The organism is Bacillus sp. AFS077874 (assembly GCF_002566505.1).
GTDB lineage: Bacteria > Bacillota > Bacilli > Bacillales > Bacillaceae_G > Gottfriedia.
Genome location: NZ_NUYF01000005.1, coordinates 482,186 through 498,554 on the forward strand (window position 1 = coordinate 482,186; position 16,369 = coordinate 498,554).

17 protein-coding genes and 2 riboswitches are annotated in these 16,369 nt (G+C 32.9%); of the genes, 8 read left to right on the forward strand and 9 right to left on the reverse strand.

Annotated features, from left to right (window positions below; all coding sequences use genetic code 11):
• Nucleotides 1-230: 230 nt before the first annotated feature.
• The 6 genes from COJ46_RS04080 to COJ46_RS04105 form a co-directional block, all read right to left on the reverse strand.
• Entirely contained in the window at nt 231-1,214 is a 984-nt protein-coding gene (locus COJ46_RS04080) for an ABC transporter permease (RefSeq protein ID WP_097978782.1), read from the reverse strand.
• Nucleotides 1,211-2,581 carry an ATP-binding cassette domain-containing protein gene (locus COJ46_RS04085; RefSeq protein WP_097978781.1) on the reverse strand — a complete coding sequence of 457 codons (1,371 nt, stop codon included), beginning with the start codon at nt 2,579-2,581 and terminating at the stop codon, nt 1,211-1,213. Before COJ46_RS04085 ends, COJ46_RS04080 begins: the two co-directional genes overlap by 4 nt.
• A 2-nt stretch (nt 2,582-2,583) precedes the next feature.
• Entirely contained in the window at nt 2,584-3,687 is a 1,104-nt protein-coding gene (locus COJ46_RS04090) for a sugar ABC transporter substrate-binding protein (protein ID WP_097978780.1), read from the reverse strand.
• The gene (gene mtnA, locus COJ46_RS04095; protein WP_097978779.1) at nt 3,687-4,736 is read right to left on the reverse strand and encodes an S-methyl-5-thioribose-1-phosphate isomerase; all 1,050 of its coding nucleotides are present in this window, start codon (nt 4,734-4,736) and stop codon (nt 3,687-3,689) included. Before mtnA ends, COJ46_RS04090 begins: the two co-directional genes overlap by 1 nt.
• A 6-nt stretch (nt 4,737-4,742) precedes the next feature.
• On the reverse strand, nt 4,743-5,918 hold the full coding sequence (gene mtnK, locus COJ46_RS04100) for an S-methyl-5-thioribose kinase (protein WP_097978818.1): 1,176 nt from the start codon (nt 5,916-5,918) through the stop codon (nt 4,743-4,745).
• 71 nt (nt 5,919-5,989) lie between these two features.
• Nucleotides 5,990-6,148: riboswitch (SAM riboswitch) on the reverse strand.
• Between the two features lie 63 nt (nt 6,149-6,211).
• Nucleotides 6,212-6,994, reverse strand: a complete 783-nt coding sequence (locus COJ46_RS04105) for a carbon-nitrogen family hydrolase (RefSeq protein ID WP_097978817.1) — start codon at nt 6,992-6,994, stop codon at nt 6,212-6,214.
• A 146-nt stretch (nt 6,995-7,140) separates the two neighbouring features.
• On the opposite strand from COJ46_RS04105, the gene COJ46_RS04110 reads away from it, so the two are divergent.
• The 5 genes from COJ46_RS04110 (at nt 7,141) to COJ46_RS04130 (ending at nt 11,582) form a co-directional block, all read left to right on the forward strand.
• Nucleotides 7,141-8,325: a pyridoxal phosphate-dependent aminotransferase gene (locus COJ46_RS04110; RefSeq protein WP_420488152.1), complete on the forward strand. Its 1,185-nt coding sequence runs from the start codon at nt 7,141-7,143 to the stop codon at nt 8,323-8,325.
• 57 nt (nt 8,326-8,382) lie between these two features.
• Nucleotides 8,383-8,486: riboswitch (SAM riboswitch) on the forward strand.
• A 64-nt stretch (nt 8,487-8,550) separates the two neighbouring features.
• Nucleotides 8,551-9,771, forward strand: coding sequence for a 2,3-diketo-5-methylthiopentyl-1-phosphate enolase (locus tag COJ46_RS04115; RefSeq protein WP_097978777.1), 1,221 nt, complete (start codon nt 8,551-8,553; stop codon nt 9,769-9,771).
• Nucleotides 9,772-9,776: 5 nt separating this feature from the next.
• Entirely contained in the window at nt 9,777-10,430 is a 654-nt protein-coding gene (locus tag COJ46_RS04120; RefSeq protein WP_097978776.1) for a 2-hydroxy-3-keto-5-methylthiopentenyl-1-phosphate phosphatase, read from the forward strand.
• The gene (locus COJ46_RS04125) at nt 10,427-11,053 is read left to right on the forward strand and encodes a methylthioribulose 1-phosphate dehydratase (protein ID WP_097978775.1); all 627 of its coding nucleotides are present in this window, start codon (nt 10,427-10,429) and stop codon (nt 11,051-11,053) included. The genes COJ46_RS04120 and COJ46_RS04125 overlap by 4 nt, the downstream gene beginning before the upstream one ends.
• A gap of 16 nt (nt 11,054-11,069) precedes the next feature.
• Complete coding sequence (locus tag COJ46_RS04130) at nt 11,070-11,582, forward strand: cupin domain-containing protein (RefSeq protein WP_097978774.1); 513 nt, start codon at nt 11,070-11,072, stop codon at nt 11,580-11,582.
• Between the two features lie 48 nt (nt 11,583-11,630).
• On the opposite strand, the gene COJ46_RS04135 is transcribed toward COJ46_RS04130, so the two are convergent.
• The gene (locus COJ46_RS04135) at nt 11,631-12,329 is read right to left on the reverse strand and encodes a DUF421 domain-containing protein (protein WP_097978773.1); all 699 of its coding nucleotides are present in this window, start codon (nt 12,327-12,329) and stop codon (nt 11,631-11,633) included.
• Nucleotides 12,330-12,530: 201 nt separating this feature from the next.
• Between COJ46_RS04135 and yjeM the strand changes: the two genes are divergently transcribed.
• Together yjeM and COJ46_RS24365 are read left to right on the forward strand one after the other, a co-directional pair.
• Nucleotides 12,531-14,030, forward strand: a complete 1,500-nt coding sequence (gene yjeM / locus COJ46_RS04140; RefSeq protein WP_286133657.1) for a glutamate/gamma-aminobutyrate family transporter YjeM — start codon at nt 12,531-12,533, stop codon at nt 14,028-14,030.
• 80 nt (nt 14,031-14,110) lie between these two features.
• Nucleotides 14,111-14,251, forward strand: a complete 141-nt coding sequence (locus COJ46_RS24365; RefSeq protein WP_175403438.1) for a hypothetical protein — start codon at nt 14,111-14,113, stop codon at nt 14,249-14,251.
• A gap of 167 nt (nt 14,252-14,418) precedes the next feature.
• Here the strand turns inward: COJ46_RS24365 and COJ46_RS04145 are convergent, their stop codons facing one another.
• Nucleotides 14,419-14,931 carry a hypothetical protein gene (locus COJ46_RS04145; RefSeq protein ID WP_097978772.1) on the reverse strand — a complete coding sequence of 171 codons (513 nt, stop codon included), beginning with the start codon at nt 14,929-14,931 and terminating at the stop codon, nt 14,419-14,421.
• Between the two features lie 116 nt (nt 14,932-15,047).
• Nucleotides 15,048-15,266, reverse strand: a complete 219-nt coding sequence (locus tag COJ46_RS04150; protein WP_097978771.1) for a hypothetical protein — start codon at nt 15,264-15,266, stop codon at nt 15,048-15,050.
• A gap of 298 nt (nt 15,267-15,564) precedes the next feature.
• Here COJ46_RS04150 and COJ46_RS04155 point away from each other — a divergent pair, with 298 nt between their 5' ends.
• Nucleotides 15,565-16,338: a peptidoglycan recognition protein family protein gene (locus COJ46_RS04155; protein ID WP_097978770.1), complete on the forward strand. Its 774-nt coding sequence runs from the start codon at nt 15,565-15,567 to the stop codon at nt 16,336-16,338.
• Nucleotides 16,339-16,369 lie beyond the last annotated feature (31 nt).

Consider the following 16,369-nt stretch of genomic DNA (forward strand, 5'->3'; position numbering starts at 1 on the left):
TATTTCATGTTAGATAATCTGTCAATACGATGTTAGAAAATCTAACATGAAAATATTTGTTTTTTATTCTATGCAAGTTTAGTTAAAATTCTACTATTTTGTTTAAAAAAAATAATCTCCATTAGTTTGGAGATTATAACGGTTTGTATTCAAATATTATGTTATTTGACTAGTCCTTCGATTTGACAATTTATCATTCACCGCTAATCCGAATTCGGTCAGTCTGAAAGCTAATTCTTAATTTTTTTGGCTAACAAAATTGCAATTAATAATAAAATACCTTTAATAATATCTTGCGCATAGTATGGTACGTTTAGCATCGTGAATCCGTTTAAAAGGATCCCCATTAAGCACGCACCTAAAAATGTTCCGATTATATTTGGTTTCCCTTTTCCAAACATAGCGATTCCTATATATGCCGCTGTAATACTATCCATTAATAATGGTGTACCTGCTGAAACTTGCCCTGTACCAACTCGACTAGCAAGTAAAATCCCACCAAGTGATGCAAAAAGCCCACTAATAATATAAGCATAAACTCGATACTTGTTTACGGGTATTGCTGATAAGTGTGCAGCAGTTTTATTTCCTCCAATAAAGAAGAATACTCTTCCCCAAGTTGTCTTTTCTAAAAATAAGTGTGTAATCAAAATACAAATTATCATTATTATGACTGCAACTGGGATATTAAAAAATGACCCTTGCCCAAGATATAAAAACGAAGGAATAAAATGACCTGTAGTTGCTTTATTATTAATTGTCATTCCTTCATAGATCGATGAACCTTTTGTTAAGGTTAAATGTAAACCATTTACAACAAACATCATAGCAAGAGTAACTAATAAGTCCGGTAATTTCCCTTTCGTTATAAACAGACCGTTTAATAATCCAACTATTAAACCAAAAACAATTGGAATTAAAAGTGTAATTAATAGCTCTTGTCTAAAAACAATTAAACAATAAGCTGCTGTAACCGTACTTAAACTCGCGGTTGATCCAACTGATAAATCTAAACCATCAATGATTAAACTAAACGTAACTCCAATCGCCAGTAATGTTACGATTGAAATCGATCTTAAAATATCAGTAATATTACTATAAGATAAGAAGGAATTCGATGTCATTGAAAAAAATGCAATAACGACTAGAAGTAGGAATACCGCTCCAAAATCCAAAAATAATCTTCTACCTTGTGTTTGTGCCCATTGCGTCATTGTATACCCTCCAATAACTCACCTTGTATAATTGTATATATTTTGTCTCCTATCACATTAGCTTCTTCAATATCATTCGTGAAATAAATAACACAACCACCGTTAGCACAAAATTCATCAATGTATTGAAAAATATGTTGTTTAGCATAAATATCAACACCTTTTAGTGGTTCATCTAATATAAGACACTTCAAATTCGGTGAGATCCATTTTGCTATACTTACTTTTTGCTGATTTCCTCCACTAAGATGTAAAATTCCTTTTTCAGTGTCCTTTGGAAAAATACTTAAAGTATTGATTAAGAATTGAGAACTCTCAATTTCGAGATTTTTGTTTATCCAACCTCTTTTGTTGAACGAGATATTCTCTCTAATCGAGTGATTTAGAAATAACCCTTCTTTTCTTCGATCCTCTGGTACAAATGCAATTCCTTTTTTATATGCATGCTGAGGAGACTTGATCAAAAATGAGTTTCTTCCTATTATTAATTCATATTGGCTTCGATTGCCCCATATTGTTTTTGCTAAACTCGTTTTCTTATTTCCATTTGCACCATAAATGGCAATTACTTCATTTTTATTTATTTCTATATTAATAGAAGGTTTCGTTTCACTTATTCGGATATTACGAAACTGAAAAGCTGGTTCATTGCGCTCTTTTATTGTTTTTTTAAATGTAAATTTACCAGAAGACATTTGTCCAATTATTTCTTCAACAGATAATGTCGATGAGATACCTTGATACACGATTTCTCCACTTCTTAATACTGTTAATTCATCAGTAAATTTAATAAGTTCATCAATTGAGTGTAAAATGACGACAATACCTTTCCCCATTTTTTTTAAATTATGTAAGAATGAGAAAAATTGCTCTTTTTCAGTATTTCCTAGGGAAGAAGTGGGCTCATCAAATAGGAAATAGGATGCATCATTTAGTAGTGCTTTTGCAATTAAAATAAATTGTTTTTCATAAATTGAACAATCACTTACTTGTTTGTAATATGGTAGATTCAAATTCCATTTTGAAAGTCGATTTTGAACAAATTCAACACTTTTCTTTTTTGAGAAGAAGAATTTCTTAATTTCTCTATTCAAAGCAATTATTAAATTTTCAATTACAGTTAATCCTTGCACAAGTCCCTCATCAACTTCTTGAGGGACATATGCTATTGTTGAATTTTCACTTACTTTACACTTACCATTTGTTGGTTGAATTCTATTAGCTAGAATCTTCATTAACGTACTTTTACCTGCACCATTTAAACCAGCCATACCGTCTATTTTTCCAGGTTTGACTGTAAAATTAATATCTTTTAGTACCTCTGATTCTCCATAACTAAAAAATACAGATTCTAGTTTAATAGTCATCTTTAGTTCCCCTTATCTAATTTCTCCATCCATGGTGAAGTTGCAGCTTGTGAAGGTATCCAGTTATTACTATATTTTCTTAGATCACTAACTTTAATTGGAGTATTTGGAAGCTCCTCTTTCTCTATTAATTTAGGTTCTAAAGAATAAATATCTGGCGTTTCTTCTCCAGCTATTTTTTGATATAGGAATCTAGATTGAACTTCTCCAATCTCTCCCGGATCACTTGCAGCTGAAGTAACCCACGGTGAATTTTTTTCCTGAATTAATTGAAGATCTTCATCACTTAAATCAATTCCGTAAACTTTTACTTCATTACGTCCAGCTTGTTGAATTGCTTTTGTAGCTCCTTTTGCAAACTCATCCCAAGTTGCAAAAATAGCATCAAGCTGACCTTTAGGATATTTCTTTAATAAAGCTTCTACCTGAGCTTGTGTATCAAGCATCGTATTACTACTTGCTTTTCCGAATCTAGCAACCTCTTTTATATTCGGATAACGTTTATAAAATGCATCAAGAATAACTTTTCTGCGCTCCATCGGTGTAAAACCACCTACCCAAATTGTTGCGATATTCCCTTTTCCGTTTAATCCTTCTGCTAAACTCTTTAAACTTTTCCATGCTAAACTGTAGTCATCTTGGTCAATTACTGTAACACCAGGAATATTTAAATCACTATCAAAAGAAACAACTGGAATGCCTGCAGCTAACGCTTTTTTCACACCTTTTTCTAATGTTTCTTTTCGCCCATGATCGATTAAAATTCCATTAACCTTAGAATTGACGGCTGTATCTAAATTGGAGGCCATCTTTGCTAAGTCATTATCAGCATTATATACTTGTACTTCTCCACCAAATTTCCCAACTTGTTTTTTTACGCCATCGATATATTGTGAAGAAAAAGTTCCAATTGAAAACTCCATAATTAAAGCAATTTTTGTTTTCTTTTTTATTGCTTCAGGAATTTCAGCATTGCTACTTGCGGATACTTTCTTTACTTCAGTACTAGCATTTTCAGATTTTTTGGTTGAAACAACATTTTGTTCATTTGCACAAGCTGTTAATAATACTGATGCAATTGATAGTGTTGCAATAATTTTTTTCATTACTCTTCCTCCCAACTTTTAAACGTTTCTTTATAATCGCTAGAAACAATGCCTTTTTCCGTAATAATCGCTGTTATTAATTCATTCGGCGTCACGTCAAACGCTGGGTTTAGTACATCGATTCCTTCAGGGGCAATTTGAACATTTCCGATATGCGTTACTTCAGTACGATCACGTTGTTCAATTACAATTTCATTCCCTGATTCGATTGATAAATCGATTGTTGATAAAGGAGCAGCTACATAAAATGGAATTTGGTAAAAGTTAGCTAAAATCGCTAATTGTAATGTTCCAATTTTATTTGCAGTGTCTCCATTCGCAGTAATGCGATCAGCACCAACAATAACAGCATCTACTTTTTTATTTTGTAATAAGTAGCCGACCATATTATCAGTTAATAATGTAACCGGGATACCACTTTGCTTCAATTCCCAAGAGGTTAGTCTTGCACCTTGAAATACTGGTCTAGTTTCTGTTGCATAAGCCGAAATTTCCCAGCCTTTTTCTTTTGCTAAATGAAGTGGAGCTAAAGCTGTTCCGTATCGACTTGTCGCAATACTCCCTGCGTTGCAATGAGTTAATACTGCAGCCCCGTCATGTAATAATGTTAAAGCGTTTTCACCGATTTCTTTGCAAGTTGCCTCATCTGCTACATGTAATTTAATCGCTTCTTCCATGATGATTAATTTAGCTTCGGATACAGTCACTACTTCTTTACTAGAGCTAATTAGTTTTTCAACGGCCCATGCTAAATTTACTGCAGTTGGTCTAGCACTAATTAGTTCATCCGCTAATAATCTAGCTTGTTGATGAAATTCATCAATTTGTTCAGTTTGAAGTTCTCGAACACCTAAATACAGTCCATATGCAGCTGCTAAACCAATCGCAGGTGCTCCTCTTACTTGTAATTTTACGATTGCTTCACGTACATCTAATAATGTCGTTGCATCAAAATAGTGTATTTCAGTTGGTAGTTTAGTTTGGTCTAAAATTTTTAAACTTTCACCGTTCCATTGTAATGATTCAGGTATTTGCTGTAATGTAGTCATCGATTATTACTCCAATCCAATAAGTAAATTTCCAATATTTCTAATAGTAAATCTATTTTTTATACAATAAACTCCGAATTTTAAGACTTTTTTCTTTGCTTCAATTTTTTGATTATGTTCCAGTGAATCAATATCTTCAACGTGAGCAAGACCGATACTTCTTCGGATTAATTCACATCCAATAACCCCAATAGCATCCACCCAATATCCTTCTAATTTTTCTTTAATTAGTGCTTTTTGGTTAAATGGTCTAACACTATGTTCTTCCCATAGTCGAATAAATGTTTCATTAAACACTTTTTCAATGTTTAAAATGTGTTCAATAATTTCGTCTTTTAGTTCAGTACGACTGAAAAGTTGAAAAAGTAAATTTGCTTGAATTTGCCCTAAATCAAATCCGATTGGTCCGACAAATGCAAATTCCGGGTCAATTACTTTTGTTTCTGTTTCAGATACGAAAATGCTTCCCGTATGTAAATCACCATGTAATAAAGCTTCTTTTTTCGATAAGAAATCTAATTTTAGTTTCGCAACCTCAATTTGTAGATCTGCATCATTCCATAGTTCTTTAATTTCTTCTGTTAATTCTTCTTCAAAACTATTTGTTTCACTGTTAAAAAATGGATCTGTATACACAAGATTTTCTGTTATATCACATAAGTCAGGATTATTAAAAAGATACTCTAGCTCTTTTTTCTTAGCTGGTGAAGTTCCAAAGTCTGAAGTGAAAAATAATGACTTTGCTAAAAATTCACCGATATGTTCAGCTAAAAACGGATAGCTTTTTTTCTCAATGAAACCTTTTCGTAGAATTTGTAAGTGTGAAAGATCCTCCATTACAGTTACGGCTTGCTCTTCGTCATGCTCTAAAATTTTTGGTGCATGTAATGGGATTAACTCATTGTATATTTTTGTCGCATTACTCTCGATCGTAGCTCGCTTTAATGTAAGTGGCCAGCTTTCACCAACAACTTTTGCATATGGTAGAGCCTGTTTTATAATTAACCCTTTCTCGCTTCCTACTGGATTAACTTTAAATACTAAATTTAAATTCCCATCCCCAATTTCTATACATTCACATAGTTCATTTTTAAAATAGCCAAGTTTTTGTAAATAAGTAATTGCAGTTGCTTCTGTTAAAGGTCTATATTTTTTTCGTTCAATGACAGTCACTAAATTCATCCCCCTTGAATTTTGCAAAATAAAAAGCCTCTTTTCCGAGACGAAAAGAGGCAATACTAATTGGCTTTCGTCTCTTATCTACCAGAAAATTTCTTTTCTGTTGGAATTAGCACCGTGCCTTACTGAGCATTTAAGCTCAGGCGTAAACAATACGCCCCATTTCACAATGGTATTATGGTCGGTTGCTGGGCATCGTCGGGCCAAATCCCTCCGCCTACTCGAAATAAGAGTTCGCATATTTGATTTTATATTCGTATTTTAGTTTATTGATTTTTAATTTGTCAATTACTTTTTTAAAACTTTTTGTAAATTTCTTCTTTTCTGTCTTCAAAAATAGGGATTGTACCGCGTACTTCATCGACTTTTTTTGGATCAATTTCGCCATAAACGATTTCTTCATTCGTGCTACCTTTGGTTACTACCTCTCCCCAAGGGTCAATGATCATTGATCCTCCACCAAATGTATTTGCTAAATCTTTTCCTACTCGATTACATGCAACAACATAACACTGATTTTCGATTGCTCTTGCTTTTAATAAAATTTCCCAATGATTCATTCTTTGAATTGGCCATTCGGCAACAAAAAATAAAACTTTTGCACCCTTTTGCGAATGAGCTCCAATCCATTCAGGAAAACGCAAATCATAGCAAACAAATCCTGCAGCTGTTAATCCATCGATTTCAAAAAGTCCATCTGTTTCCCCTGATTGAAGATAGTGATGCTCGTTCATTAACTGGAACAAATGAACTTTATCATAAGTTTTTACTAATTCACCAGCACTGCTAATAACAATTAATGTATTCGTAACACCATTTTCTTTTGCAATTGGGAACGAACCAGCAATCAATATTACATTATTTGATTTTGCGATGGACTGAAGTTCAGAAATAATCACTTCTTGTTCACCTGTGTGCAAACCAATTTCTTCCAGACAATAGCCTGTTGTCCATAGCTCAGGTAGTACGATTACACGAATATTTTCTTTAACAGCTTCGTTTATTTGAGTTTTCATTTTCTCTAAATTAGTCTTTGATTCACCTAAAATAACGTCAGATTGAATACACGCAATTTTAATCACAATTTATTCACCCTATTCTAAATTTTATAGACATTTTTAAATCGAGCATATATGATGGTGAAAGTTATTGCAACAGTCGTTCATGAAAATCATTCGATTAAGAAACGATCTATTCAAATTAATTTTATTATATTTTTGGAGTGATTAACTTGAATCATAGTAAACTATTAAACAATTTACCAAAACAATTTTTTGCTTCACTAGTCCAAAAAGTGAATCAGTCAATTAATAATGGTCATGATGTCATTAATCTTGGTCAAGGAAATCCTGATCAACCTACACCCGACCATATTATAAAAGCATTACAAAAGTCTGTTGAAAACCCTTTAACTCATCGTTATTCTCCGTTTAGAGGAATGAGCTCTTTAAAAAATGCTGTTGTAGAATTTTATAAACGAGAGTATGATGTTGATTTAGACCCAGAGGAAGAAGTAGCCATATTATTCGGTGGAAAAGCTGGATTAGTAGAGCTACCACTTTGTTTATGTGACGAAGGAGATACAATTTTAGTTCCAGACCCAGGCTATCCAGACTATTTATCTGGTATATCTCTTTCAAAAACAGTTCCATACATGCTTCCATTACTTGAAGAAAATCAATTTTTACCAGATTATAAATTAATTCCTCAAGATGTTTTGGATGCTAGTAAAATATTATTTATCAATTATCCAAATAATCCCACAGGTGCTATAGCAACTGAAGAATTTTTTAAAGAAACAGTTGCGCTTGCAAAAAATAATCAGATTACCGTTTGTCATGATTTTGCTTACGGCGCATTTGGTTTTGACGGCAAAAAACCTATAAGTTATCTTCAAACTCCAGGAGCAAAGGAATGCGGGATTGAAATTTATACCCTTTCTAAAACTTATAATATGGCTGGTTGGAGAATTGGTTTTGCAGTTGGAAATAAAGAGGTTATTTCAGCAATTAATCTATTACAGGATCATCTTTATGTTAGCATCTTCCCTGCTGTTCAAGAAGCTGCCGCTGCTGCGCTAACTGAATCTCAAGAAAGTGTAAAACAACTATTAGCACTTTATGAAGAGCGTAGAAATGTATTTATTAGCGGCTGTCACGAAATTGGATGGGAAGTAACTGCACCTGCAGGTTCGTTTTTTGCATGGTTAAAAATTCCATCAGGTTTTACATCACAGGAATTTGCTGATCTTTTACTTGAAAAGGCTCATATTGCAGTCGCTCCCGGAAATGGATTTGGAGAATATGGAGAAGGATATGTAAGAGTCGGCCTACTATCAGATATTGATCGATTGAAAGAAGCAGTTGCTAGATTAAAAGAGATTGAAATATTTTCAAAATTTAATGTTTGACAATTGTGATTGTTCATGAAATAATTCGATTAGATTAAGAATTCAAAATTAAATATTACTTTATTCAGAGTAGGTGGAGGGACCGAGCCCGATGAAACCCGGCAACCGGCTAGTTAACTAGTACGGTGCTAATTCTCGCAGCATTTGCTGGCAGATAAGGTGTAGGTAAACCTCTCCTTAGTGGAGAGGTTTTTTGTTTGACTAAAACTTTTTGGAGGTTTTGAAATGAGTGGAGTAATAGCAACTTACCAAGTTTATGATAAAAATCATCATTTAGAAAAAAAGGCAGAGTCAATCGCGCTAGGTTTAACGGTTGGTTCATGGACGAATTTACCTCAAAATGATCAAATTCAATTACAAAAGCATAAAGGCAAAGTTCTTTCAGTACGTGAAATAGAATGCGAAGAAAATGTCGTTAACTTTCTAGGCTATAAACCGACAAAAGGGATTATTGAAATCTATTATCCTAGCTTAAATTTTTCAGCTGATCTACCAGCAATTTTAACAACCGTTTTCGGTAAGCTATCCCTTGATGGTGAAATTAAACTAATTGATTTAAATTTTACGGATGACATTTTAGCTCTTTTTCCGGGTCCAAAATTTGGTATTAAAGGTATTCGAGAGAAATTGGATGTATATGATCGACCTTTATTAATGAGCATTTTTAAATCAATTATCGGCAGAGATATTCAATACATTTCAGAGGAATTAAAAAAGCAAGCTTTAGGTGGCGTAGATTTAATAAAAGATGACGAGATCCTTTTTGACACAATTACATCTATTACGGATCGCGTCACACACGGAAAAAATATTTTGAACCAAGTTTATGAAAAAACAGGACACAAAACATTATACGCGGTGAATTTAACTGGCCGAACATACGAGTTAAAAGAGAAAGCATTACGTGCTGCTGAAGCTGGTGCTGATGTATTTTTATTAAATGTGTTCTCGTATGGAATTGATGTACTGCAAGGATTGGCAGACGATCCATCAATTAATATTCCAATTATGGCTCATCCTGCTGTATCGGGTGCATTTAGTTCATCTCCAATTTATGGTATTGACGCAGGATTATTACTTGGTAAACTTTTACGAATTGCTGGTGCAGATTTTAGTCTTTTCCCTTCACCATATGGATCAGTTGCGTTAGAAAAAGAGACAGCTTTAAAAATCGCTGAAAATTTAACAGTTTCAAATGGATTAAAAGAGACATTCCCAGTACCTTCTGCTGGAATTCACCCAGGACTTGTTCCTCAATTAATTCAAGATTTTGGAATTGAGCAAGTCATCAACGCTGGCGGCGGTGTTCATGGTCATCCGGATGGACCAATTGGTGGAGGTAATGCATTTAGAGAAGCAATTTCAGCAACATTATCTGGAGTTGAGCTAAAAGACTACGCACTTCCAAATACATCACTACAAAAAGCATTACAACTTTGGGGGTAACAACAATGGCAATAAAGATTTTTTGTGATTTTGATGGAACAATTACAGAGGGAGACAATATCGTTAATTTAATTAAAGAATTTGCTCCACCTTCAGTAAGTGAATTAACAAGTGAAGTTTTAAATGGCAATATATCGATTCGAGAAGGCGTAGAGAAAATGTTTGCTACGATTCCTTCAACGAAAAAACAAGAAATGACCGATTATGTAATCAATCGTACTGTCATTCGAGATGGTTTTAGCGATTTTATACAATTTGTAAGCATACAACAATATGAGTTAAAAGTTGTAAGTGGCGGATTAGATTTTTTCGTTCATCCAATATTAGCTGATTACCTTCCATCTTCGGATATTTTATGTAATCGTACTGACTTTACAGGCCAAACTGTAAAAATTCATTGGGATCATTCTTGTGATGAAAACTGTACGAATGATTGTGGAATGTGTAAACCATCTGTTAAAAGAAAATTTAGTGAAGCAAATGATTTTATCATTGTCATTGGTGATTCAATTACTGACTTACAAATTGCAAAAGAAGCTAATTTAATTTTTGCTCGAGATTTCTTAAAAGATAAATGTGAAGAATTATCTTTACCTTTCATTCCTTTTGAAAATTTCTATGATATTCGAGCTTCATTAGAGAAGGAGGTGCTAGTATGAAGGACTTTTTCAAACATTATGATGAAATTCGCGAAGTAAAAAAAGTACTTGCTGATCGAGATTGGTTTTTAGGAACTAGCGGAAATTTATCAATTAAAGTAAATGAGGAGCCTTTGAACTTTTTAGTTACAACTAGTGGTAAAGATAAAACTAAACATACTTATGACGATTTTTTACTCGTTAATGAATTTGACCAATCTGTTTGGGATGAATCAAAAAAACCATCAGCTGAAGCCATTTTGCATCGTCTAATTTATCAGCACACAAATGCAAAATGCGTTCTTCATGTACACACTTTAGCAAATAACTTTATAACAAAGGATTTCCCATATCAAGATGAGTTATCTTTTTCTGGTATTGAAATTATTAAAGCATTGGGACTTTGGGAAGAAGATGCAGAAATTACAATTCCAATTATAAAAAATCATGCGCATATTCCTACTCTTGCAAATGAATTTCTACCACATATTAAGAATGATCATGGAGTTGTATTAATTCACAATCATGGTATAACAGTATGGGCAAAATCAGCATTTGAAGCAAAAAAACATTTAGAAGCTTATGAGTTTCTATTCCAATACGCTTTACAAGGTATACAAAAAAATACATTTATAAAGAACTAATTTGGAGGAATGAAGTATGGCAACAATTTGGGTAGAAAAAAAAGATTATCATATTACAAGTGATGTTGAGGTAAAAGCATATTTAGAAGAGCAAGGTGTAATTTACGAAAATTGGAATATCGAACAATTACATAGTTCGCTACAAGAAAAATTTATTTTATCAGATGATGAAAAAGCAGCAATTCTTGAAACTTTTAAAGCTGAAATCGACAGTATTTCATCAAGACGTGGCTATTTAGCAAGTGATATTATTACTCTTTCAGAAGCAACTCCAAATCTTGATGATTTACTTAAAAACTTCAACCGCGAGCATCATCATACAGATGACGAAGTTCGCTTCATAGTTAGCGGTCACGGTACGTTTATTATCGATGGAAATGAAGGATTTTTCCATGTTAATTTGAATCCTGGAGATTTAATTTCTGTACCACCAAATGTACGCCACTACTTCACATTAGCAGAGGATCGTAAAGTAGTTGCTGTTCGATTGTTTGTTACTACTGAAGGCTGGGTGCCGATTTACGAATAATTTGATAAAAACTAAATTGACTCATATCCACTTTAGGATGTGAGTCAATTAATTTTCCTCTACATTGAAATGATCTTCTCGGTAGTCGATATATAACGACCCATCGGTCTGTACTTCAACAAAAAACACATCTGAAACTGATTTTATACCTACCCTTTCAAGTTGACCCATTAACCATTTTTTATCCAAGTTTAAATTTGATAATGCATCTTCATTTACTTCCCCGTCAGTTACCACTGCTGTTGAAGTCGGAAATAATAAAGTTTTTTTCCATGTTTTATTTTTTTTCGTTTTAACATCTTTTGTTTTCATAATCGATAAACTGCCATCGATTTCAAATATAGCGTACTCTACATCTTTCAACGAATAAATATTCTCATTACGAAGCATTCCTTGAAATTGCTCTGTATCTAATCTAGCTTTTTTTAATGCACTTTCCATTATTTTTCCTTGTCTAATTAAAATAATTGGTTCCCCAAGAATCACCCGACGTACAGTTTTAGATTTTAAACTTAAATACCCCATGATGATCGTCAAAACTGCCCAGCCAACTAATCCAATAATCCCATCTTCAATAGTTAATGTTTTAGATGTCGTAATTGATGCTGCTATATTTCCTATTGTAATAGCTGTTATAAATGTAAAAACATCTAATTGACTAATCTCCTTCTTCCCCATTAATCTCGTTAAAATAAATAAAACAAAAAATGAGCATATAACTCTTAATACTACTTCATTAAAGCTCATTTAGTTCATCCTTTCTCTTTCAAACCATCTATTTTAAGAATTTATCAATCAACTTAGCGTTTGAAAAATAGAACGAAACTATTCTTTATTATTTCTAAAAAATTAGTAAACCTGATTGGCTGTTATGTCCTCATAAATTACCGATTATTGAAGAAAATAATACTATTCATTTATAATCGACTAATTAACTGAGGTGAGATCTTGAGTAAAAAACTTTCACTCGTTGGCTTAATATTAATGGTATTTACAACTGTATATGGTTTTGGAAATATACCTACAGCTTTCTATTTAATGGGATATAGTGCAATTCCATGGTATTTACTCTCAGCTATTACTTTTTTTATTCCTTTTGCTTTTATGATGGCTGAGTTCGGAGCTGCATATAAGCATTCAGAAGGTGGAATTTATACATGGATGGCCGATTCAGTTGGGCCTAGATTCGCTTTTATTGGAACCTTTATGTGGTTCTCTTCCTATGTAATATATATGGTTAGTGTCTCTTCAAAGGTTTGGATTCCCCTATCAACCTTTATTTTTGGTAGAGACAAAACGCAATCCCTTTCATTATTTGGACTTTCTTCTACTCAATCAATTGGCTTATTAGCATTACTTTGGATGTTAGTTGTGACCTATTTTGCTTCAAAAGGGATTGAAAGTATTAGTAAGGTAACAACGATTGGTGGAGTTACAGTTTTCTCATTAAATATAGTATTGCTAATCACAAGTATCCTTATTTTTCTATTCAATGGAGGAAAATTTGCTCAACCAATTAAAAGCTTTTCATCAGCATTTGCTCACTCGCCTAATCCAAATTATCTATCTACCCTGGCAATCTTATCATTTGTTGTATTTGCAATCTTTGCATATGGCGGTTTAGAAGCAATCGGCGGATTAGTTGATCAAACGGAAAACGCTGAACGTAATTTTCCAAAAGGGATTACAATTTCAGCAATTATTATCTCAGTAGGATATTCGTTAGGTATTTTTTTAGTAGGTATTTTTATTAACTGGTCAAATGATTTAAGTGCTAGTACAACGAACTTAGGGAACATAACATATGTACTTATGTATAATTTAGGATTAGAACTTGGAAAAGCTTTTAATTTATCAGCACATACTGCCGATTTAATTGGCATTTGGTTTGCAAGAATAACTGGTTTATCAATGTTCCTTGCATATACCGGAGCATTTTTCACATTAATTTATGCACCATTAAAAACAATCATCAAAGGCACACCAAAATACTTATGGCCGACAAAATTTTCAGACACAAATGAAAAAGGTATGCCTGTCAATGCAATGTGGGTACAATTTGCAATTGTATCAATCATTATTGTCCTAACTTCCTTTGGCGGTCAAGGAGCATCTGCATTTTTTAATAAAATAACTTTAATGACAAATGTTTCAATGACTTTACCTTATATATTTTTAGGAATTACGTATCCCATGTTTAAAAGGAATGATCAAATCGATAAACCATTCCAAATATTAAAATCAAATTCATCTGCTTTATTTGCAAGCATTCTCGTTATATTAGTAGTTGGATTTGCAAACTTTTTTACAATCATTCAACCGGCTATTGAAGGTGATTACAACTCAACAATCTGGATGATTGTAGGTCCTATCTTCTTTTCAATATTAGCTTTACTCATTCTTAATCGTTCAAGAAAACATACCCAAAAAGAGAAGAAAATTGCCTAGCGATCTTCCCACTTATTGTTAATAACAATTCCGAAAGTAAGTCGGAAATATAGCACATACTAAATTTGGAGGTGATATTCATGGGTCACAATCAAAATCCACATGTAAAAAAGAAGAACAAAAATAAAGGGCAACCTACACCAGCTGCAGTTAATTCAGAAGGTTATTTTGCTCCAAGTAAATCAAATACTGAAGCTCTTAATGAAGTTAAAAATTCATAAAGAAAACTCACCGATTGGCGAGCCGTTAGGAGAAGTCAGAGGCGTAGATGCTTTTATATTTATACTTATACCTAAAAATGGCTTCTACGTCGATTTTTCTTCCCCGTTTGCCAATTTACTTTAAAGTATAAAAAAATGACCGTCATTTTTTTGGCGGTCTCTTTTCATTATTTACTCATCGAATTCGCAGTTTTTATTAAATCTCGAATAGTGTATTGTTTTCCAGTTTCTTCTGAAAAAAGAAGTGAAATTGAATGATAAAGCCCGTCTTTCTTCCATCGAATTGTTTTTGTATTATCATCATCAGCAACAATCAAAACTTTTGTACCATCTTTTAATTTGGTTGTTTTTAATGGTTGTTGTTCATCAGGGAAGGAAACTTTTTTATTATGATAAGTGATGACAAACATTGTAACCTCTACTTCTTCATTTGAGTAATTAAACGAGGTAGCATTAATAGCTCCATTTTTTTGATTTTTTTGTACATCCATTGTGACATCCTTTGCTCTAAACGGGATCTTTTCTGGTACAACTAATTCTTTTTGTACATCTTTTGGTAATTGATCTACCACTTGTTTTATCGTTTTAGGATATTCTTTTTTTAATGATTCAACTGCACCATTACCATGTGAACAAGCAGTTAACAAAAGAATTGAGAATAAAAGAATAATCTTTTTCAATCCACATGCCCCCTATTTTTCCAAATCTACTGTTTCACTTAATATCTCTAAATGGCATCAAATTAGTCCTAAAACAAACAAAAACTGCCTGTATATACAGGACAGTCTTAAATCCTTTAAGGTTCAACAATTACGATTTTTCCTTTTTGCACATATAGCAATATTTCCACATTTTCCGTATCATTTCGATAAGTGTAGCATGTAAGATCATCAAATCCACCGTGTGAAACATCATGAACTGTATCAACTAATTTGTATTTATTTCCTCTAAATTCTATTTTTCTTTCAATTGATGGCTGCTCCGTCAAAATTTGTTCCTTTGATCGAAAATTCATCTAATCACTCCTTTGGTCACGATTAGTATAGCCATATTCTTAGTTTTCAATTTTATGTACTATATCGAATTCAATTATATAACTGTCCAAGTCTCGTACAGAGATTTCCTTCCAAGCTCCCACAGTCTATTTCGCTTTATTCAGTCTCGGAAACGATTATCGTACTATTTTTTGATCGCATTCCTGAAATGCTACCATTTTCAACATGATAAAAATTTAGTACTCATAATCTAATATTAGTGATAATTGGAAACATTTTTACTAAAATCCTTAAAAATTTATATAAGGAGGTTGTTTCATGCCAAGTTGGACAAATAAATTCATCCCAATTAATCAATTTACACGATCTGGTCAAAAATTAAATGGAGTTAAAAAAATCGTTATTCATTGGACTGCAAATCCTGGTGCGACAGCAAACGGACATTATAAATATTTTGGCGAGGTTTTACCTGGGCAAAATGCGGAGGCAATTAGTCAAGGAAGAAAACCAGCTTATGCTTCGGCACATATTTTTGTCGATCCTAAAGAGGCAATTTGTATTATCCCTTTAAATGAGGTGACATTCCATGCAAATGAAAAATATACTTATGTGAATGGTGTACCCTTTCGAGGTGTAGATGCATTAAAGCCAAATGCCAATTTATTATCGATATCAGTTGAAATGTGTGTTGAAAAGGATAATCGTATATCAAATACAACCATCAATCGAACAATGATGGTTGTATTTGATTTATGTTCAATGTTTAATTTAACTCAAAAAGATATCGTCCGTCATTTTGATGTTACTAGAAAACCGTGTCCATACCCGTTTGTAAAATATAGCGAGATTTTTAATCATTTCAAAATAAATGCAGGACATTTATTGAATCGCTCATTAATATACCCCGGTCATGTTATGAAAATAGGAGATTCAAATATTTACGTCATTACCATTCAACAGCTTTTAGGCATTACACCAGACGGTCATTTTGGTACTCATACTGCAAATGCCGTAAAGCTTTTTCAACAACAGATCGGACTAACACCGGATGGGATAGTTGGAGAAAAGACTTGGAAAATGTTAAATCACTAATATTATTCAGGATGTTAATTTAATAACAATC